We start from the raw sequence: 18,295 nt of genomic DNA, 5'->3' as shown, positions 1-18,295 counted from the left end.
CCGCCACCTCACTCAAAGCGGATCGTCCAGATGCGCGCCATCCTCTTGCGGCGCCTCTGAACCCATCGCCGCCCGCTTGCGCCGCACGTGATACGCGCTCAGCAGACCATGCGCCACCATGTCGAGTGCTGGTTTCACGAGCCCGTTCTTGTCAGTCCAGACCTTCGGCGTCAGCGCACCGCTCAAGGCCACGCTATCCGCATCGCTTAGCGCGAGCAAGCCCGTCTGCACCTCGTCGTCGAACGCAATCACGTTGACGAACAGCGTATCGCCGTCACCGGTGGTCGCACGCACCTTGCACGTCACAAAACGCTTGCCGTTCTGTCCAGTGCGGATCTGGGCTTCTCCATAGAGCCGCCCGCCTACCAGTCCATCGATCATCTCATCCGCTCCTGTTTCCTGTGGCTCGCGAGGCGTGAGCGCCTTGCGCGAGCCGTATGATCCCACGAGCGGAGCCGATCTCCGCGTTAAAACGCGCTCTTCACCACGCCGCCGTCGACGCGCAATGCAGCGCCGGTCGTCGCCGATGCCAGCGGACTCGCAACATACGCCACCAGCGAGGCCACTTCCTCGGTCGAAGCAAAGCGCTTGATCAGCGAAGTCGGCCGCACGTGTTCGAAGAACTCCTTCTCGACCTGCCCGGACGTTTTGCCGTCGGCCTTGGCAAGACCGTCGACGAAGTCGCCCACTCCGCGCGATTTGGTCGGACCCGGCAGCACGGTATTGACGGTAATGCCGGTGCCCGCGACAGATTCCGCAATGCCGCGCGCCACCGCAATCTGCGCCGTCTTGGTTACACCATAGTGGACCATTTCGACGGGAATCTGCAGCCCGCTCTCGCTCGAGATGAAAATGATACGCCCCCAGTTGGCCCGCTTCATCGACGGCAGGTAGAGCCGCGCCAGACGCACTCCGCTCAGCACGTTGACATCGAAAAAGCGCTGCCAGTCCTCATCCGGGATCTCTTCGAATGGCTTCGGCTCGAAAATGCCGAGATTGTTGACGAGAATCTCCACATCCGGATAGCGCCGCGCGAGTTCGTTAGCCACGTCGGCCTTGCTGAGGTCGCCGGCGAAACCCAGCACGTCCCCACCTGTGCTCGATTTCAGTTGTGCGACCACTTCATCCACCGCTTCCTGCTTGCGTCCGTTGACGATCACGCGCGCGCCTTCCTGCGCCAGAGCGCTGGCAATGGCGAGGCCAATGCCGGCAGTGCTGCCGCTCACCAGCGCCAGTTTGCCTTTCAGTTGCAGATCCATTCTGTTTCCTCTCTATCGGTAAGTCGGGCAAGTCGCATAAATCGAAAAGCCGCCGGTCGAAACCGCGGAAAGGCGCCGCATGCGCCCAAAGCGCGGCGCAATCCCTCTGTACTCAATCTACCGCAGAACGCTGGCCGAGCGCGCCGACGACGCGATCGAACCATTCTGGCGATACGCCGCCTATTTGATAATTGGCGTAGCATTTGAATAACTTTCAAATTCAGGCAGGCAATGGCAACCGATCGACTCGGCGATATGCAGCTATTCGTTGAAGCAGCAGCAGCCGGCAGCCTGTCGGCGGCCGGCCGCAAACTGGGCCTCTCGCCGGCTGCCGCCAGCGCGAGGCTTCTCAAGCTCGAGGCAGCATTGCACGCGCGCCTTTTCGAGCGCACCACCCGCCAGTTGCGCGTAACCGATGAAGGGCGGCTCTATCTGCAACACTGCCGTATCGCGCTGCAAGCCATCGAAGATGCCGAAGCCGCTCTCCAGGCGGGACAAAACCAGGTGCGCGGCAAGCTGCGGATTTCGGCCACCTCCGATTTCGGTCGCAACCTGCTGTATCACTGGCTCCACGAATTCAGCTCGCTGCACCCGGAGGTGAGCTATGCGCTCAGCTTGTCGGATTCGGTCTCGAACCTGCTGCAGGAAGACATCGATCTGGCGATCCGTTTCGGCCTGCCGCTCGACAGCTCGCTGGTGGCACGCCGCCTCGCGCCGAACCGGCGCGTGTTGTGCGCGTCGCCGGACTACGTGGCGCGGCATGGCGAACCGAAAACACCGGCTGACCTCGCCAATCACCGCTTCATCGTGCTGGTGACAGCGGCCGGACCGCTGAACGAATTCCGCTTCGCACAGGACGACGAGCGCGTGACCTACACGGTGCCCATCGAACGGTCCTGGGAAACCAACGACGGCGCGCTTGCGCGAGCGTGGGCGCTGGCAGGTCATGGCATCGTCCACAAGTCGATCTGGGATATCGCGGCGGACGTGCGCGCCGGCACGCTGACCATCCTGCTGCCGGACTGGTGCACCAACGAGGCGGGCGTCCACGCGCTATTCCACGGCAACCGCTATATGGCGCCGCGCGTGCGTGCGCTGCTGGACTTCCTGGTCGCGCGTTTTGAGCAGGCCGCTGACGAACTGCTCGGCGATCTCGCGCACTTGCCGGAGCGCCTGCAAAAAGACCTGTCCCGCAAGCGCTGAAGATGCGCCGCGGTGTGCCTGCGGCATTAAGCTAAAGGCACAGAGAAAACTCGGCTACACACTAGCCGCCTCGAAGATATCGCGCAGCCACTGCGCAAACACTCGCACCCGCGACGACAACTGCCGGCTCTGCGGATACAGCACGGAAACCGGCATCGGCGGTGGCGGAAAGTCCTGCAGAATGATCTTCAGCTGTCCCGTCTTCAGCTCCTCCGCCACGCGGTAGCGCGGCACCTGCACGATCCCCAGTCCCGCCACGGCGCTACCGGTATAAAGATCCGCGCCCGCCACCGACACCACCGAGCCGAGATTCACCGCGCTCACCTGCTCGTCGATCGTAAATTCAAGCGGCAGCGCCTTTCCGGTTGCACTTGAGACGTAATTGACCGCACGATGCGCCGACAACACCGCCGGATCGCCCGGCTCCCCATACTTCGCCAGATACGCGGGGCTCGCCACGGTGACCTGCGAAAGCTGTGCGACGCGCCGCCCCACCATCGACGAATCCTGCAGGCTCCCAACCCGCAGCACGCAATCGACGCCCTCGCGCACGAGGTCGACCAGCCGGTCGTCCTCGCCGAGGTGCAGTTCGATCTGCGGATACTGCGCAAGAAACGCCGGCAGCGCGGGCACGACAAAAGTGCGCGCAAGCGTGCCCTGCAGATTGGCCCGTAACAGACCCTTGGGCGCAGTGTTCCTGAACGACTCCTCCGCCTCCTCCAGATCGGCAATCAGGCGCACGCAACGGCGGTAATGGGCCTCGCCATCGTGCGTCAGACGCACCGTCCGGGTGGTACGCTCGAGCAGCCGCGTGCCGAGCCGCTGCTCCATGCGCTTGAGCAGATTGGTGACGGTGGCGCGTGGAATCTGCAGATCGTCCGATGCGTGGGTAAAGCTCTGGCGCTCGGCGATGCGTACGAACACCCGCATTTCCTCGAAGCGGTCCATGGGCGGCGCTCCCGGTCATTATTAAAGTGAATGGAACGATGATACCAAGCTAGGCCAGATTATCTTCAAAACGGAATGATCCATGATTCACCTCACGGACCCGCCGCGCTCAAGAGACGCACCTAGGAGACCGAGCAAGGACAACCGGGTCGCCCCGAACCACCCACCCTGAGGAAACGAATCATGAACACCGCAAACAACCCGTCCAAAGTCGCTCTCGTCACCGGCGCTTCGCGCGGCATCGGCGCAGCTGTCGCCCGCCGTCTCGCCAGCGACGGTTTCTCCGTAGTCGTCAACTACGCATCCAGCTCGAACGAAGCCGACGCGCTGGTCGCCGAACTGAAAGCTGCAGGCGCGCAAGCGATCGCCGTGAAAGCCGACGTCGCCAAGGCCGACGAGGTACGCCACATGTTCGAGATCAGCGAACAGCAGCTCGGCAAGGTCGACGTGCTCGTGAACAACGCCGGCGTGCTGAAGACCGTGCCGCTCGCCGACACCTCGGACGCCCTGTTCGACCAGACGCTCAACATCAACCTGCGCGGCACCTTCAACACGCTGCGCGAAGCGGCGGCACGCATGAGCGACGGCGGCCGCATCGTCAACTTCTCGAGCACGACGCTCGCGCTGAACATGCCCGGCTATGCGGTCTACAACGCAACCAAAGCAGCCGTCGAAGCATTCACGCATGTGTTCGCCAAGGAACTGCGCGGCCGCAACATCACGGTGAACGCCGTGGCGCCAGGGCCGATCGCCACCTCGCTGTTCCTCGACGGTAAAACCGACGAGCAGATCCAGACCTTCGCGAAGATGCCGCCGCTGCAACGCCTCGGTCAGCCGGACGATATCGCGTCGGTCGTGTCGTTCCTCGCTGGTCCCGACGCGGGTTGGGTCAACGGTCAGATCCTGCGCGCCAACGGCGGAGTCGCTTAAGCGCGACCGGCTACCAACCTCATAACCAAACAACAAACCTTCCGGAGAAAAATCATGCACAACGTCATTCTGGTTACGGGCGCCGGCACAGGCATCGGCAAACTCACGGCCCAGGCACTCGCCGAGGCTGGTCATATCGTCTACGCGACGATGCGCGACGTCGAAGGCCGCAACAAGCCGCGCGCCGACGAATTGCGCGCGCTCGCCAAAGAACGCGGCATCGCCTTGCATCCGCTCGAACTCGACGTGCTGTCGCAGGACTCCGCCGATGCAGCTGCCGCAACGATCATGCGCGAGCAGGGACGCATCGACGTGGTGATGCAAAACGCCGGGCATCTGGTAGTCGGTCCCGCTGAAGCCTTCACGCCCGAAGAGATGGCAAAGGTCTTCGACACCAACCTGTTCGGTGCGCAACGCGTGAACCGCGCTGTGCTGCCCTATCTGCGCCAGCAGGAGACCGGGCTGATGCTGTGGATCAGCAGCACCACGACCAAGGGCGGCTTTCCGCCGTTCATGGGCCCGTACGGTGCAGCGAAGGCTGCGATGGATTCGCTCGCCGTCACCCTCGCGTATGAAATTGCACGCTTTGGCATCGAGACTTCGATCGTCGTGCCGGGCGCTTTCACGCAAGGCACTGACCACTTTCCGAGCGCAGGCAAACCGGCTGACACCGGTATCGCCACAGCGTACAGCCGGTATGACGGCGTGATGGATCAGATCGGCGCGCGTCTCTCGTCGCTCACGCCGGCAGACGCCGATCCGCAAGCGGTCGCCGATGAAATCGTGCGGATCGTCGGCTTGCCGAAGGGCACCCGGCCGATGCGCTCGGTGATCGACTTCGTCGGCGACGGTGCGCGCGAAGTGCTCGAAGTATCGGAGCGTGTGCGAATCGACTTCGCAAAACGGATCGGTATGGGCGATCTGCTCGAAGCCAGGGTCACGCGCTAAACTGCTCGCGAACGCGAGGCTCCCGTGCCATGATGGGATATGAACCCGCAGCGGCGTCAGCCGTCTGCCGAACCCCATCGAGGCACTGGAGTTGTCAATGACCGATCGCGAGACGCTGCATCCGTTGCGCCCCTTGCTGAAGAACTACGTGTGGGAGCATGGCAAGATCGGCACGCGCTATCTTGACTGCAGCAACGGCGAGATCAAGTTCGACGACGGCAAGAAGTCGCGCTTTGCCGCTGAAAAATACATCTACGTGCCGCTCGGCAAAGACGCCGTCGACGACCCGCAGATCGACGGTCCCTCGATCCAGGAAGCAGCGCTCGCGCGCTTCCTGCGCGCCGCCCAGCTGGGCAAACCGGAAGAAGCCGGCTCGCCGGCAGATGTGCAGCGCGCGGCGCAAGACTGCATGGAACTGGCCGTGTTCAGCGCCTATCAACGCGAGGCACACGAAGCCCAGGCGCGCTACGCCGAGGAAGCGATGTTCGACGACGAAATCCGCGCGGCGGTGGTGAGCGATATCCGTCGTCTGTACGCGGGCATGCGCGAGCATCTCGCACTCTACGACTTCACGGTGCTGCTCGGTTTGCCTGCACCGCTGCTCTTTAGCGACATGCCCTTCATCGACTGGCGGGTGCGTGTCAAACCCGCGCTACCGCTCGTCTCGTTGCCGCTTGGACCTTACTCGCTGCTGGTGGGAACGCCCTCGGGCCGCACCAGCAAAGTGGCGCCGGTGATGTGGAAGACAGCAGCCTCCATGGGCGTATTGAAGGACCACAACCGCCTGATGGTGGAAGGCGCACACCTGTGGCTGGTGGCCACCTCGGACGACCAGCTCGTCGCGGTGCAGGAGCGCTTTCGTCCCGCAGAACCGGACGCAACGCCCAATGCAGCGCAACCGTAACAGCAGCATGCCGCTCTGCCGCGCGCCTGACCCGGGCGCGGCTTTCAGGCGCTCCACAGACTGCCCAGATGAACCAGGCGCAAAAGCGAGGCACGGTACACTAAGCCGAACATTCCGGGAACCGCTCAATTGGCAAAAGTCTCAACGATCCGCGACGTCGCCGAATTGGCCAACGTGTCCAAGGCCACTGTCTCGCGCTACCTGAACGGTACGCTCTCGCTGCCGCCGGAAACAAAGAAACGCGTCGACGATGCCGTTATCGCACTCAACTATCGGCAAAACAGTCTCGCGCGCCGCCTGAGCCTCGGCAGCAGCGAAACGATCGGCCTCGCCATGCCCGACGTCGCCAATCCGTTCTTCGCAGAGCTCGCCGACGCCGTCGAGGAAGCCGCCTCGGAAGGCGGCTTCGGCCTCTCGTTGTGCATCACACGCAATCGCCTCGAACGCGAAGCGCTCTATCTGAGCTGGCTCGACACTCGCCATCTCGACGGCCTGATCTTCGCAACCAACCGTCCCGACGACGGCTCGCTCAGACAACTGATCGGCGAGCGCGGCAACATCGTGCTGATCGATGAGGACGTGCCGGGTGTCGATGTGCCAAAGGTATTCGTCGACAACAGCGAGGGCGGCTATCTGGCCACGAAGCATCTGATCGACGCCGGCCATACGCGGATTGCCCACGTCACCGGGCCGGAGCCGCTCCTCACCGTGCGCGAGCGCTACGAAGGCTATCGTCGCGCGCTCGACGAAGCCGGCATCCCGCTTGACCCCGCCCTCGTACTGTTCGGCGCCTATGACCGCAGCTTCGGCGAGGCAGCCGCGGCTGAGCTGGCCTCGCGCGAATTCCCGCCAACCGCCGTATTCGCCTCCAGCGATTACCTCGCGGTCGGCATGCTCGAAACGCTGCGCGACAGAGGTCTGGATGTGCCGGGCGACATGTCGATTGTCGGCTTCGACGATATGGAGTTCGCCAGTCTGCTGATGCCGCCGATTACCACCCTGCGGCAGTCCGCACGCGAACTCGGCCGCGCCGGCGTGGCCATCCTGCTCGCCATGCTGGCCGGCGACAGCGACGCCCCGTCCCTTTCGCCCGACGCCACGCCCGGCAAACCGGTCCACCGTCTGCCGGTGCGCCTGATCGAACGCGCCTCGGTGGCGCCTCCGCGCAAACGGTAGCCGCGCACCGCAGACCGCCAGGCATAGGCCGTCAAGCGAGTCCTCCATGCAAGCCAGGGCGCTCCTAAGTAGTTTCCCTTGGTCTTTATTGAAAACATTGACACCGAAATACTCGCCACTTACTTTTAATAAACCGGTTTACAAGAAGGCGGACGCGATGTCGGTTGCGTCCTTGAAAGTCTTTTCCACTCCCCGGGGCAGTCGCTTTGCGCGTGCTGTCCCGACCACCCAGAAAAGGAATTTCGATGAACGCAGCTATAGCTTTGCGCCGTCTCGCCGTCACTGTGCTCGCGCTCTCGACGCTCGGCGCCAGCGGCCTCGCCTGTGCCGCAGGCAAAAAGATCGCCCTCGTGCAGATCAACCAGGAAGCGCTCTTCTTCACCCAGATGGATGAAGGCGCGCAGAACGCGGCTAAGGCGGCCGGCGTCAACCTCGAGATCTACAACTCGAACAACGACCCGAACGCGCAGAACAACGCGATCGAGACGTACATCCAGCAGAAAGTGGACGCCATCCTGGTGGTGGCAATCGACGTCAACGGCATCAAACCGGCCATCACCGAAGCGAAAAAAGCCGGTATTCCGGTGGTCACCATCGACGCCATCGTGAACGGCGACAACTCGGTCCAGGTCGGCGTGGACAACAAGAAAGTCGGCGTGGACATCGGGAAATTTACGGCTAACCTGATCAATAAGTCGCTTGGCGGCAAGGCGCAGATCGGCGTGGTCGGGGCGTTGAATTCGTTCATCCAGAACGTCCGGCTCGACGGCTTCAAGGAAGGCGTCGCCAGCGCACCCGGGGCGAAGATCGTCGCCACCGTCGACGGCCAGAACGTTCAGGATCAGGCGCAAACTGCAGCAGAGAATCTGATTTCGGGTAATCCGACCCTGCAGGTCGTCTATGCGACCGGCGAGCCGGCCCTGATCGGTCTGGTGGCCGCGGCGCTTTCGCAGAACGCGACCGATCATCTGAAAATCGTCGGGTGGGATCTGAGCGCGCAGGCCATCAAGGGTATCGACTCGGGCTTCGTTGCCGCTGTCGTCCAGCAGGATCCGGAAGGCGAAGGCAAGGCGGCGGTCGGCGCTGCGCTCAAACTGATCAACAAGCAGCCGGTCGAAAAGAATATCTCGGTGCCGGTCACGATCGTCACGAAGGCGAACGTCGACAAGTACCGCGCGATTTTCAAGTGAGCCGGCAGAGGACACGCACATGAACAGCGACGCCATCCCTCCACGCGTACGCATGGAGAACATCACCAAAAGCTACGGCGCGGTGCAGTCGCTGCGCGGTGTGAATCTGGAAGTGGCGCCCGGCGAGGTGCTGGGTCTCGTCGGCGATAACGGCGCGGGCAAGTCGACGGTCTCCAAGGTGCTGTCCGGCGCGGTGATTCCCGATAGCGGCACGATCGAGATCGACGGCAAGCCGGTCCGTTTCGCGGATCCCGGCGACGCCCGCGCGCATCGCATCGAAATGGTCTATCAGGACCTGTCGCTATGCGACACCGTGGATGTCGCCGGGAACCTGTTTCTGGGCCGCGAACCGATGCGGCGTCTGCTCGGCGTGCCGATGCTCGATCACGCCAAGATGCACCACGATGCGCGCGAGATGCTCAACGGCCTGGGCATCCGCATTCCGGACACCCGCCTCGATGTCGAGAATCTCTCGGGTGGTCAACGGCAGGCCATTGCGATTTCACGCGCGGCGTCGTTCGATCCGAAGGTGCTGATCATGGACGAACCGACCGCGGCACTGGCCGTAGCGGAAGTCGAAGCCGTGCTCGAACTGGTGCAGACCATCAGCAAACGTGGCGTGAGTGTGATTCTCATCAGCCATCGTCTGCAGGACATGTTTCTGGTTTGCGACCGGATCAGCGTGATGTACGAAGGCCAGAACATCGCGGAGCGCAAGATTGCCGACACCAATCTGGAAGAGATCGTCGACCTGATCGTCGGACGCAAATTCAAGGCACGCTCGGCGCGGGCTCTTGCGGAGAACGAATGATGGAAATCGCCATGCATAAGGAGAAGGATCAGCAGGAACAGAAGGCGTCGCGGCGCTCGTTCAGAAACCGGCTTGGCGGTAATGCCGGGGTTGCCAGCATCGCGGTGTTCTTCCTGTGCTGCGCGGTAGCCTTCAGTTTCGCTACCGATACCTTTCTCACCACGGGCAATCTGCTGAACGTATTGCGCCAGAGCGCCCCGCTGCTGATCGTGGCAACCGCGATGACGCTCGTGATTACCACCGGCGGCATCGATCTGTCGATCGGCTCGACCCTCGCGCTGGTCGGCGCGCTGGCCGCTATCGCGCTGCATGCGGGCGCACCGGACAGCGTGGTGCTGATTGGCGGCATCCTGCTCGGTGCGCTTATTGGTGCTATCAACGGCTATTTCATCGCATGGGCCGGTATGCCGGCGTTTATCGTGACGCTCGGGACGCTCTCAGTGGTGCGTGGTCTCGCGCTGCTGATCACGCAGGGCTATTCGGTACCGATCGAAAACGACGGCTGGTTCGTGCAACTCGGACGTGGACATCTGCTCGGCGTGCCGATGCCTGCGGCAATCTCGATCGTGATTCTGCTCGCCGGATGGTTCGCACTGCGTCATATGCGTTTCGGGCGTTACGTGGTGGGTATAGGCACGAACGCAGAAGGGGTGCGGCGTGCGGGTGTCAACGTACGCGTCGTTACCTTGAAGGTCTACATTCTGAGCGGCGCGGCGGCCGGGCTGGCTGGTCTCATCACCACCGCGCGCCTGGGCAGCGGCTCGTCGAATCAGGGCGTCGGTTTCGAACTCGCGGTCATCGCCGCCGTCGTGCTCGGCAGTACGAACCTGTTCGGTGGACGCGGCACGATTCTCGGCACCCTGCTCGGTGCGCTGACCATCGCCGTATTGGGCAACGGCCTGATCCTGATCCACGTATCGCCGTTTTATACCCAGATCATCCAGGGCGCCATCATGCTGCTCGCCATCTGGATGAACACGCGCATTTTCACGCCGCAACGCGGCCGCAAGGGTTGAGTCATGACGTCGATCTTTCGCCCGGTTGATCCGCTGCCGGTCGGCGTAGATAGCGGCCACGTAATGACCGTGCTCGGACCGCTGCCAGTCGCACAGATGGGCGTGACGCTGATGCACGAGCACATTCTGCTGGATGCGTCGGGCAAGTGGGTACCGCCGACCTGCTGCGGCGAGCGCGAGATCGGCGAGCAGAAGGTGCATATCGGCATTCTCGGCGCGTTGCGGATGAACCCGCTGATGAACCGCGACAACTGCCAGTTGTTCGACGTCGAAGCCGCGATCGATGAACTGATGCGCTTTCGCGAACTCGGCGGCAATACGGTGGTGGATCCGACCAACCTCGGCATCGGCCGCGACCCGGCTGCCTTGCAGAAAATCGCGCGGCGTACGGGCCTGAACATCGTCATGTCAACCGGCTTTTACCTGGAGCCGACGCATCCGCGCTATGTCAGCGAGCGCTCCATCGACGATCTGGCCGCGCAACTGATTTTCGAAGTCGGCGGTGCGGACGAGAAGCCCGAAGTGGTGGCCGGCCTGATTGGCGAAATCGGCGTGTCCGCGGCTTTCACCGCGCACGAAGAGAAATCGTTGCGGGCAGCCGCGCGCGCCAGCGCGGCGACCCATGTGCCGTTGTCGATCCACCTGCCCGGTTGGGTGCGGCACGGCCACCGTGTGCTCGATATCGTCGAACAGGAAGGTGCAGACCTGAATCACACGGTGCTGTGCCACATGAATCCGAGCCACATGGATACGGAATACCAGCACGCGCTCGCGCGTCGCGGCGCCTGGCTCGAATACGACATGATCGGTATGGACTACTACTATCCCGAGGAAGACGCGCAGTCGCCATCGGACGAAGAGAATGCGCGGGCAATCAGGGCACTGATCGACGCGGGCTTCATCGACCGTTTGCTGATGTCGCAGGACGTGTTTCTCAAGACCATGTTGACGCGCTATGGCGGCCACGGTTATGGCTACATCCTCAGGCATTTCGTGCCGCGGCTACGACGCCACGGTGTGACGGCCCCGCAAATCGAAACGCTGATGATCGCCAACCCGGTCAGGGTCTTTTCACGGCAACGCGAGGCAGGCAGATAGACAGATGCACAGGCAGACCGCTTTCGACGCGTGTCTGCCCGCTCAACAGTAAACCGGTTTTACGCAGCGCATGCCGCCGCCGACACGGCCGCCCGCGCGCCTAACAGGAGATTCGCATGACCCGATCCGTATTGCTGGCCGGAGAGAGCTGGACCAGCACGTCGACACACATCAAGGGATTCGATCAGTTTCCGACGGTGACGTATCACAACGGCGCCACGCTGTTTCTCGACGCATTGAAAGACAGCCGCTATGCGATCACGCATATGCCGAGCCATGAAGCACAAGAAGAATTTCCGACCACGCTCGAAGGCCTGCTAGCGTATGACGCGATCATCCTGTCCGACATCGGCGCCAATACGCTGCTGCTGCATCCGGACACGTGGGCGAAGAGCCAGCGCACGCCGAATCGCCTCAAACTGCTGCGCGAGTATGTGGCGGCCGGCCGCGGGCTGATGATGATCGGCGGTTATCTGAGCTTTCAGGGCATCAACGGCAGTGCGCGGTTTCGTGGGACGCCCGTTGAGGATGTGCTGCCGGTTACTTGCCTGCCCTATGACGACCGGGTCGAGGTGCCCGAAGGATTTACGCCGCAGGTGGTGGCTTCGCATCCGCTAGTTGAAGGCCTCGGCACTGCGTGGCCGCATCTGCTCGGTTACAACGAAGTGCAGGTCAAGCCTGGGGCGACTGTCATTGCCACCGTGCCGGAGACTGGCCATCCACTGCTGGTTGCGGGTACCTTTGGTCAGGGCCGTTCGCTGGCATGGACGAGCGACATGTCGCATCACTGGCTACCGCCGGAGTTCTCCGCGTGGGATGGCAATGCGCGGCTGTGGCTGAACTGCCTCGACTGGCTTACGTCGACAGCGGCGCACTAGGCTCTCGCTGTCATGCGCGCAGATATCCCGTTGGCTCACACGACGTTCGACGCACTCAACCCGGCGCCGCGTGTCTGCGTAGTCGGCAATGCGGCGCTCGATCTGAGCCTGCGCGTCGAACGCCTGCCGGTGGCGGGCGAGACTTCGCTCGCCGTCGAAACGCTCTACGATCTGGGTGGCAAGGGCGCCAATCAGGCCGTGGTCGCGGCACGCGCAGGCACACCGACACAGTTGTTCGCAGCGGTCGGTCAGGATGCCGAAGGGGATCGCATCGTTGCGCAGTTGAGTGCAGAAGGTATCGACACCCGCCATATGATGCGTGTGCCCTACCCGACCGATCTGTCCATCATCACCGTGGATGCGCGCGGCGAGAACACCATCGTCACGCGTAACGAAGCCGCCGCCCGTTACGGTCCCGAGGCAAGCAGCATCGTTGATGCGACCCGCGCCGGCGACTGGATCGCATTGCAGGGCAACCTAAGCGCGGACTTCACGGCGCAGATGCTGAGCGCCGCTCGGCTCGGTGCGCGCCGCACGCTGCTCAATCCCGGACCGGTGTGTTTCGATTGCGTGCCGATGCTTGGCGATGTTGACGTGCTGGTAGTTAACCGCGTCGAGGCGGCAACACTCAGCGCCCACGACGATCCGGTGCGCGCTGCCGCGGCGCTGCTGCATGCAGGTGCCCGCGAAGTCTGTGTCACGCTCGGCGCGCAAGGCGTGTTGTGGTGCAACGAGCGCGGCACGCAGCATCTGCCCGCCATGCCAACGACCGCGATCGATACCGTAGGCGCCGGCGATGCGTTTTGCGGCACGCTACTCGCTGCGTTCGGCCACGGCCTGGCGATGCCATTGGCGTTGCGCTGGGCTCAGGCCGTTGCCGCTGTCGTCGTCACACGGCGCGGTGCACAAGCCAGCTTTCCCGACCGCGCAACGATGCGCGATCTGCTTCTTTCCGTCCCACCCTTGGCCTCTCCCACTCAGGTAAGTTGAATCGATATGGACACTTCTTCTGGCGTCGGACGCGGGCAGACCGACTGCATCAAGCGGATCTTCGGACGCGCCCGTGGCGTGGTGATTGGCGTGATCCACTGTCCGGCCTTCCCTGGCTCGCCGCGATATCAAGGGGCATCGAGCCAGGCGCTATACGAGGGAGCGCTTGCCGATGCGCTTGCGTATCGCAACGGCGGCGTCGATGGTCTGATCATCGAGAATCACGGTGATGTGCCGTTCTCCAAGCCCGAAGACATCGGGCACGAAACCTCGGCATTCATGGCGGTGACAGCCGATCGCATCGCGCGCGAAACCGGCCTGCCCATCGGCATCAACGTTCTGGCGAATGCGGCGATTCCGGCGCTGGCCATCGCCGCGGCGAGCCAAGCTGCGTTCGTGCGCGTCAATCAGTGGGCCAATGCGTACATTGCGAACGAGGGCTTTATCGAGGGCGCGGCCGCCAGCGCCTTGCGTTACCGGGCGCGTCTGCGCGCGGACGGCATTAGTGTGTTCGCCGACGCGCATGTCAAACACGGTGCGCACGCCATCGTCGCGGACCGCGCGCTGGAGGAACTGGTGCGCGACGTCGAATTCTTCGATGCGGATGCCATCATCGCCACCGGACAGCGCACGGGCGACGCTGCGAGCGCTGATTATCTGCGGCAGATCCGGGCGGCGACGAAACTGCCGCTGCTGGTGGGGAGCGGCTGCACTGAAGGCAATGTCGCGGAGATTCTTTCTATCGTGGACGCGGTGATTGTCGCGAGTTCGTTGAAGGTGGGGGGCGTGTGGTGGAATCCGGTTGATGAGACGAAGGTACGCGCATTTATGCAGGCGGCGCGTTAGCTGCAGTGCGCCGCGTCACGACTCCGGCTCGCGACTTACGGCTCACGCAACTACGACTGCGGCCGGATAACCAGTTCCGCAAAGCCCGAACCCGCATCGTGCTCGCGTGAAAAACGATGCTCGGGCAGCAGCGCCAGCAATATTTCCGCCGTAGTTCGAACGATGCAGCCGCGCGTCACATGTCCGCCCGACACCTGTCCATGCGCGTCGGAAACGGACATGTGCAAATGCGCACCATCGGGTGAGATCGATCCGGCCAGCGTGAGAATCTCCATGTCGCCTCGCAACTCGGTGGGCTGATCCACGCCAGCGAAGCGCAACTGCGCGACGCTCAGACTGCCGATGCCCTGCAGCACAAAGGCCGCTTGCACACCGAACCCGCGCAGCGCGTCTTCAAGCGCGCCGCGCAGGTCATCTCCCGGAGACAAGCGCATCGGATGCGTTTGCATAGCTCATACTCCCTCAACTACCCACTACTTCCCATTCGTCTCGCGCATATGTTGCGCGACCGCCTTGTAATCATAGGTCGGATAAAACTCCGTGCGGTAGCCGCCCCATGCGGTCTCCTCGATCGCCCGGTTGACTTCGCGTAGACGGTTTGCCGGTACACGCAACGTCACGACCTGGCCAATGCCCATCATCACATACCACGACACCACCTCGATCCCCGGCGGCGGAAAAGCCTTATAGAAACCCTGCGCACGCAGTTCGTCGTTGATTTTCGGCAACGGCCTGGATTCGTCGTGCCGCAGAAAAATAGTCAGCAGGAAGGTATCGTCACCGGCGGGCACAGGGGCCGCGGTCTCGACACCAGGTGCTCCGGGCACGCCCTTGACAGCAGTCGGAGCAGCGCCAGGCGCAGCCGGGTCTGCGCTCCACGCCGACCCGGAGATCCCGGTAGTTGCGGCAACAACCAGTACGGAACACAGCACAGTACGGCAAGTTAGCGTAATCGACGTCGAATGCCTCCATGGTCTATACGGACACGCGGTATCGTGCCCCGGCCCTGCACGCAAAGCAATATTTGCTCCCAGCAACTGTTTCGCCTCATGCGCAGCGAGGACTTTCGCCGCCATCTAATTTTGTTAAGGTAATCTCGCGCGATTGCGAATCGCCTCGACGGCGCAGGGGCTATGGCAACGGCACGGAAGCACAGCAAGGCGTGGCGGCTTCCGCGTTCACATTTCAACAAGAACCTCACTATGAGACGACGCAGTTTCTTCGCTTCAATCGGTCTGCTGGCCTCCGCTATCACCACAAGGAATGCATCCGCCCTGCCCCCGGCCCTCGCACACGGGCACGGTGAAAACGCCCCCGATCCGTCCAGCGCCGCACAGACCGCCCGCCACTATCTGGACCGGATTGCCCGGCTCGACCGGCGCGGCCCGGAATTGCGCAGCATCATCGAACTCAATCCGGACGCACTGCAAATGGCGGCTGCGCTCGATGCCGAGCGCGCGGCCGGCACGCTGCGTGGCCCGTTGCACGGCATGCCGGTCGTGATCAAGGACAACATCGCGACGGGCGACCGCATGTCGACGACCGCCGGTTCGCTGGCGCTCGACGGCGTGCACGCCACCCGCGACGCGCATCTGGTCGAGCGCCTGCGCGCGGCCGGCGGTGTGATCCTCGGCAAGACCAACCTGAGCGAATGGGCCAACATCCGCTCAGGACGCTCGACCAGCGGCTGGAGCGGGCGCGGTGGACTCTCGCGCAACCCGTATGCCCTGGACCGCTCCACGAGCGGCTCCAGTTCCGGCTCGGCGGCCGCCGTTGCGGCGAACCTCACACGCATGGCGATCGGCACCGAGACCGACGGCTCGATCGTCTCGCCGTCGTCGATCATGGGTGTGGTCGGGCTCAAGCCCACGGTAGGACGTATCAGCCGCGACGGCATCATCCCGATCTCGCACACGCAGGACACGCCTGGCCCGATCGCCCGCACTGTGAGCGATGCCGCGTTGCTGCTCACTGCGCTGGCCGGACCCGACCCGCGCGATCCTGCAACGCTCGGCGCGCCCGCGCCTGCCGACTATCTCGGCGCACTCGACAAAAACGCGCTGCGCGGCGCGCGCATCGGCGTGGCCCGCGAGTTCTTCAGCGGCCACGACGAAGTCGACGAAAGGATCGACTATGCGATTGCGCGGCTAGCCATGCTGGGAGCCGAGGTGATCGACCCGATCAACCTGCCGAAGGTGAACTACGACACCGAAGAACAGTCCGTGCTGCTGCACGAATTCAAGCACGATCTACCGTTGTGGCTCGCGAGCTTCGCCCCGCACGCGCAGATTCGTACGCTCGCTGATGTGATCGCCTTCAACAATGCGAACCACGAGACCGAGATGCCGTACTTCGGCCAGGAGCTGCTGATCCAGGCTGAGGCGCTGGGCGACCTCGACAGCGAGGTCTACATAAAAGCGCTGGCCGCCTGCCGCAAGGGCTCGCGTGACGAAGGCATCGACCGCGCGATCCGCGAACACAAGCTGGATGCGATTGTCGCCCCGACCGGCGGCACCGCGTGGCTGACCGATTTCATCAACGGCGACAGCAGCGGCGACGGTTTCTCGACACCAGCCGCAGTAGCCGGCTATCCACATCTGACGGTGCCGGCCGGCCTCGTGCGTGGCCTGCCGGTCGGTTTGTCGTTCGTCGGTCCGGCATGGAGCGAAGCGCGACTGCTGGCGCTCGGTTATGCGTTCGAACAGGCGACGCAGTGGCGCGAGGAGCCGCAGTACATCCAGCACTCGAGTATTCCGCCGGTCAGGGTTTGATCAGAGCTGGCCGTCGAGCAGCGCCGCGAGCCGCTCGACGAGCTTCTCCTTGAGCGGGCGGCGCAACCAGTCATCCAGCGTCACCTGCTCCGACTTCGCCAGGTCGTCGGCAAAAATCGCTGCCTGACGCTGCGCGAAATCGCGGTCATAGATGTTCAGGTTCGCTTCGTCGTTCAGCTTGAACGAGCGGCTATCGAAGTTGGTCGAGCCTACCGATACGAGATATTCGTCCACCACCAGCAGCTTGCAGTGAAACATGGTGGGCTGGTACTCGTACATCTCGACACCCGCCTTCAACAGATCGCCCCAGCACGCGCGCGACGCCTCGCGCACGGTATGCGTGTCGATCCGCTGACCCGGCGTGAGCACCTGCACCCTGACGCCGCGCCGCGCGGCTTCGACGAGCGCGTTGATGGTCAGCTTGTCCGGCACGAAGTACGCGCTCGCCAGATGGATCGAGTGGGTCGCCGCCGTGATCGCCATCAGATACATCAACTGCATGTCGTCGCTGCCGCCCGATGGCGAGCTGCTGAACATATGCGCGACACCGTCGCCGCAGGGTGCGATCTCCGGAAAATAGTCGGGCCCGTGCAGCACATTGCCGCTCGCCTTGACCCAGTTGTCCATGAAGACCGCCTGCATGTGCCCGACTACCGGGCCGGCGACGCGAAAGTGCGTATCGCGCCAGTGCTGCGGATCCTGCGCATGGCCGGTCCATTCGGGCGCAATGCCGACGCCACCGGTGAAACCGGTGTGCCCGTCGATCACCAGCAGCTTGCGGTGGGTCCGGTCGTTCATGCGACCGAGTCCGGTCCAGTGTGGCTTGTGATAGCGGAACACTTCGGCGCCGCTGTCGTTCAGTATCTGCAGATAACGCCGGTCCATCTTCGACGAGCCCATCCAGTCCAGCAGCACATGCACCGCCAGGCCCTCGCGCGCTTTCTCGGCGAGCGCTTGCGCAAACTGCTCGCCGATCTCGCCGGACCAGTAAATAAACGTCTCGAACGTAATGGATTTCTGCGCCGTGCGGATTGCGGCGAGCATCGATGGAAAAATCGCATCGCCGTTCACGAGCACCTCGAAGCGGTTGCCTCCGATGACGGGCGGCCCGAGCAGCAGACCCATCGAGCGCAAAAATTGCGGGTCGTCGCTGGCGTAGAGCCGCTCGATGTTGTGCTCGATCTTTTTCTCGCCGCTCGACAGGTTGGCGATCACCAGCACCACGATGAGCGTTACAACGGCGGTCAGCAGAATCGTCAGCATGCGTGGATCCGTTTTGGCGCGCCAAGGCGAGCCGCGTGGGCAACATCAGTCTGCCAGCACGGTT

Annotated in this window: 19 protein-coding genes; 13 read left to right on the top strand and 6 right to left on the bottom strand. The window is 63.2% G+C overall.

Annotation, left to right across the window (positions count from 1 at the left end; all coding sequences use genetic code 11):
- Positions 1 to 12: 12 nt before the first annotated feature.
- Both P3T20_RS18080 and P3T20_RS18075 read right to left on the bottom strand, forming a co-directional pair.
- On the bottom strand, positions 13 to 381 hold the full coding sequence (locus P3T20_RS18080; protein WP_074265130.1) for a single-stranded DNA-binding protein: 369 nt from the start codon (positions 379 to 381) through the stop codon (positions 13 to 15).
- A gap of 86 nt (positions 382 to 467) precedes the next feature.
- On the bottom strand, positions 468 to 1,259 hold the full coding sequence (locus P3T20_RS18075) for an SDR family NAD(P)-dependent oxidoreductase (protein WP_074265131.1): 792 nt from the start codon (positions 1,257 to 1,259) through the stop codon (positions 468 to 470).
- Between the two features lie 231 nt (positions 1,260 to 1,490).
- Between P3T20_RS18075 and P3T20_RS18070 the strand changes: the two genes are divergently transcribed.
- Positions 1,491 to 2,462 (top strand): LysR family transcriptional regulator, encoded by a 972-nt coding sequence (locus P3T20_RS18070; RefSeq protein WP_074265132.1) that lies wholly within the window; start codon positions 1,491 to 1,493, stop codon positions 2,460 to 2,462.
- Between the two features lie 54 nt (positions 2,463 to 2,516).
- Here the strand turns inward: P3T20_RS18070 and P3T20_RS18065 are convergent, their stop codons facing one another.
- On the bottom strand, positions 2,517 to 3,410 hold the full coding sequence (locus tag P3T20_RS18065) for a LysR family transcriptional regulator (RefSeq protein ID WP_074265133.1): 894 nt from the start codon (positions 3,408 to 3,410) through the stop codon (positions 2,517 to 2,519).
- 183 nt (positions 3,411 to 3,593) lie between these two features.
- Between P3T20_RS18065 and P3T20_RS18060 the strand changes: the two genes are divergently transcribed.
- The 11 genes from P3T20_RS18060 to P3T20_RS18010 all read left to right on the top strand — a co-directional run bounded on the left by P3T20_RS18060 (position 3,594) and on the right by P3T20_RS18010 (position 14,197).
- Entirely contained in the window at positions 3,594 to 4,340 is a 747-nt protein-coding gene (locus tag P3T20_RS18060; RefSeq protein WP_074265134.1) for an SDR family oxidoreductase, read from the top strand.
- A gap of 54 nt (positions 4,341 to 4,394) precedes the next feature.
- The gene (locus P3T20_RS18055) at positions 4,395 to 5,288 is read left to right on the top strand and encodes an SDR family oxidoreductase (protein ID WP_074265135.1); all 894 of its coding nucleotides are present in this window, start codon (positions 4,395 to 4,397) and stop codon (positions 5,286 to 5,288) included.
- A gap of 97 nt (positions 5,289 to 5,385) precedes the next feature.
- The gene (locus P3T20_RS18050) at positions 5,386 to 6,192 is read left to right on the top strand and encodes a hypothetical protein (RefSeq protein ID WP_074265136.1); all 807 of its coding nucleotides are present in this window, start codon (positions 5,386 to 5,388) and stop codon (positions 6,190 to 6,192) included.
- A 129-nt stretch (positions 6,193 to 6,321) separates the two neighbouring features.
- On the top strand, positions 6,322 to 7,368 hold the full coding sequence (locus P3T20_RS18045) for a LacI family DNA-binding transcriptional regulator (RefSeq protein WP_074265137.1): 1,047 nt from the start codon (positions 6,322 to 6,324) through the stop codon (positions 7,366 to 7,368).
- A 245-nt stretch (positions 7,369 to 7,613) separates the two neighbouring features.
- Positions 7,614 to 8,558, top strand: a complete 945-nt coding sequence (locus P3T20_RS18040; protein ID WP_074265138.1) for a substrate-binding domain-containing protein — start codon at positions 7,614 to 7,616, stop codon at positions 8,556 to 8,558.
- 19 nt (positions 8,559 to 8,577) lie between these two features.
- Positions 8,578 to 9,369, top strand: coding sequence for an ATP-binding cassette domain-containing protein (locus P3T20_RS18035; RefSeq protein ID WP_074265139.1), 792 nt, complete (start codon positions 8,578 to 8,580; stop codon positions 9,367 to 9,369).
- Positions 9,366 to 10,385 carry an ABC transporter permease gene (locus P3T20_RS18030; protein ID WP_254368852.1) on the top strand — a complete coding sequence of 340 codons (1,020 nt, stop codon included), beginning with the start codon at positions 9,366 to 9,368 and terminating at the stop codon, positions 10,383 to 10,385. The genes P3T20_RS18035 and P3T20_RS18030 overlap by 4 nt, the downstream gene beginning before the upstream one ends.
- Before the next feature lie 3 nt (positions 10,386 to 10,388).
- A complete protein-coding gene (locus P3T20_RS18025; RefSeq protein WP_074265140.1) occupies positions 10,389 to 11,483 on the top strand; it encodes a phosphotriesterase family protein in 1,095 nt (364 codons plus the stop codon).
- 116 nt (positions 11,484 to 11,599) lie between these two features.
- Positions 11,600 to 12,361, top strand: coding sequence for a glutamine amidotransferase (locus P3T20_RS18020; RefSeq protein ID WP_074265141.1), 762 nt, complete (start codon positions 11,600 to 11,602; stop codon positions 12,359 to 12,361).
- A gap of 12 nt (positions 12,362 to 12,373) precedes the next feature.
- Entirely contained in the window at positions 12,374 to 13,351 is a 978-nt protein-coding gene (locus tag P3T20_RS18015; protein WP_074265142.1) for a ribokinase, read from the top strand.
- Positions 13,352 to 13,357: 6 nt separating this feature from the next.
- Complete coding sequence (locus P3T20_RS18010) at positions 13,358 to 14,197, top strand: BtpA/SgcQ family protein (protein ID WP_074265143.1); 840 nt, start codon at positions 13,358 to 13,360, stop codon at positions 14,195 to 14,197.
- 50 nt (positions 14,198 to 14,247) lie between these two features.
- Here P3T20_RS18010 and P3T20_RS18005 read toward each other — a convergent pair whose 3' ends face one another.
- Complete coding sequence (locus tag P3T20_RS18005; protein ID WP_074265144.1) at positions 14,248 to 14,646, bottom strand: PPC domain-containing DNA-binding protein; 399 nt, start codon at positions 14,644 to 14,646, stop codon at positions 14,248 to 14,250.
- A 24-nt stretch (positions 14,647 to 14,670) separates the two neighbouring features.
- Positions 14,671 to 15,114 (bottom strand): hypothetical protein, encoded by a 444-nt coding sequence (locus P3T20_RS18000; RefSeq protein ID WP_429287590.1) that lies wholly within the window; start codon positions 15,112 to 15,114, stop codon positions 14,671 to 14,673.
- A gap of 285 nt (positions 15,115 to 15,399) precedes the next feature.
- On the opposite strand from P3T20_RS18000, the gene P3T20_RS17995 reads away from it, so the two are divergent.
- The gene (locus P3T20_RS17995) at positions 15,400 to 16,968 is read left to right on the top strand and encodes an amidase (RefSeq protein ID WP_074266126.1); all 1,569 of its coding nucleotides are present in this window, start codon (positions 15,400 to 15,402) and stop codon (positions 16,966 to 16,968) included.
- Here P3T20_RS17995 and cls read toward each other — a convergent pair whose 3' ends face one another.
- Positions 16,969 to 18,231, bottom strand: coding sequence for a cardiolipin synthase (gene cls / locus P3T20_RS17990; RefSeq protein ID WP_429287510.1), 1,263 nt, complete (start codon positions 18,229 to 18,231; stop codon positions 16,969 to 16,971).
- Positions 18,232 to 18,295 lie beyond the last annotated feature (64 nt).

This window comes from Paraburkholderia sp. GAS206C, assembly GCF_050435645.1.
GTDB lineage: Bacteria > Pseudomonadota > Gammaproteobacteria > Burkholderiales > Burkholderiaceae > Paraburkholderia > Paraburkholderia phenazinium_B.
This window is presented reverse-complemented; position numbering and strand designations above follow the sequence as displayed.

Coding starts and splice junctions, on each gene's coding strand:
- P3T20_RS18080 (WP_074265130.1), bottom strand. CDS start 381: ATGATCGATGGACTGGTAGGCGGGCGGCTCTATGGAGAAGCCCAGATC.
- P3T20_RS18075 (WP_074265131.1), bottom strand. CDS start 1,259: ATGGATCTGCAACTGAAAGGCAAACTGGCGCTGGTGAGCGGCAGCACT.
- P3T20_RS18070 (WP_074265132.1), top strand. CDS start 1,491: ATGGCAACCGATCGACTCGGCGATATGCAGCTATTCGTTGAAGCAGCA.
- P3T20_RS18065 (WP_074265133.1), bottom strand. CDS start 3,410: ATGGACCGCTTCGAGGAAATGCGGGTGTTCGTACGCATCGCCGAGCGC.
- P3T20_RS18060 (WP_074265134.1), top strand. CDS start 3,594: ATGAACACCGCAAACAACCCGTCCAAAGTCGCTCTCGTCACCGGCGCT.
- P3T20_RS18055 (WP_074265135.1), top strand. CDS start 4,395: ATGCACAACGTCATTCTGGTTACGGGCGCCGGCACAGGCATCGGCAAA.
- P3T20_RS18050 (WP_074265136.1), top strand. CDS start 5,386: ATGACCGATCGCGAGACGCTGCATCCGTTGCGCCCCTTGCTGAAGAAC.
- P3T20_RS18040 (WP_074265138.1), top strand. CDS start 7,614: ATGAACGCAGCTATAGCTTTGCGCCGTCTCGCCGTCACTGTGCTCGCG.
- P3T20_RS18035 (WP_074265139.1), top strand. CDS start 8,578: ATGAACAGCGACGCCATCCCTCCACGCGTACGCATGGAGAACATCACC.
- P3T20_RS18030 (WP_254368852.1), top strand. CDS start 9,366: ATGATGGAAATCGCCATGCATAAGGAGAAGGATCAGCAGGAACAGAAG.
- P3T20_RS18025 (WP_074265140.1), top strand. CDS start 10,389: ATGACGTCGATCTTTCGCCCGGTTGATCCGCTGCCGGTCGGCGTAGAT.
- P3T20_RS18020 (WP_074265141.1), top strand. CDS start 11,600: ATGACCCGATCCGTATTGCTGGCCGGAGAGAGCTGGACCAGCACGTCG.
- P3T20_RS18015 (WP_074265142.1), top strand. CDS start 12,374: ATGCGCGCAGATATCCCGTTGGCTCACACGACGTTCGACGCACTCAAC.
- P3T20_RS18010 (WP_074265143.1), top strand. CDS start 13,358: ATGGACACTTCTTCTGGCGTCGGACGCGGGCAGACCGACTGCATCAAG.
- P3T20_RS18005 (WP_074265144.1), bottom strand. CDS start 14,646: ATGCAAACGCATCCGATGCGCTTGTCTCCGGGAGATGACCTGCGCGGC.
- P3T20_RS17995 (WP_074266126.1), top strand. CDS start 15,400: ATGAGACGACGCAGTTTCTTCGCTTCAATCGGTCTGCTGGCCTCCGCT.
- cls (WP_429287510.1), bottom strand. CDS start 18,231: ATGCTGACGATTCTGCTGACCGCCGTTGTAACGCTCATCGTGGTGCTG.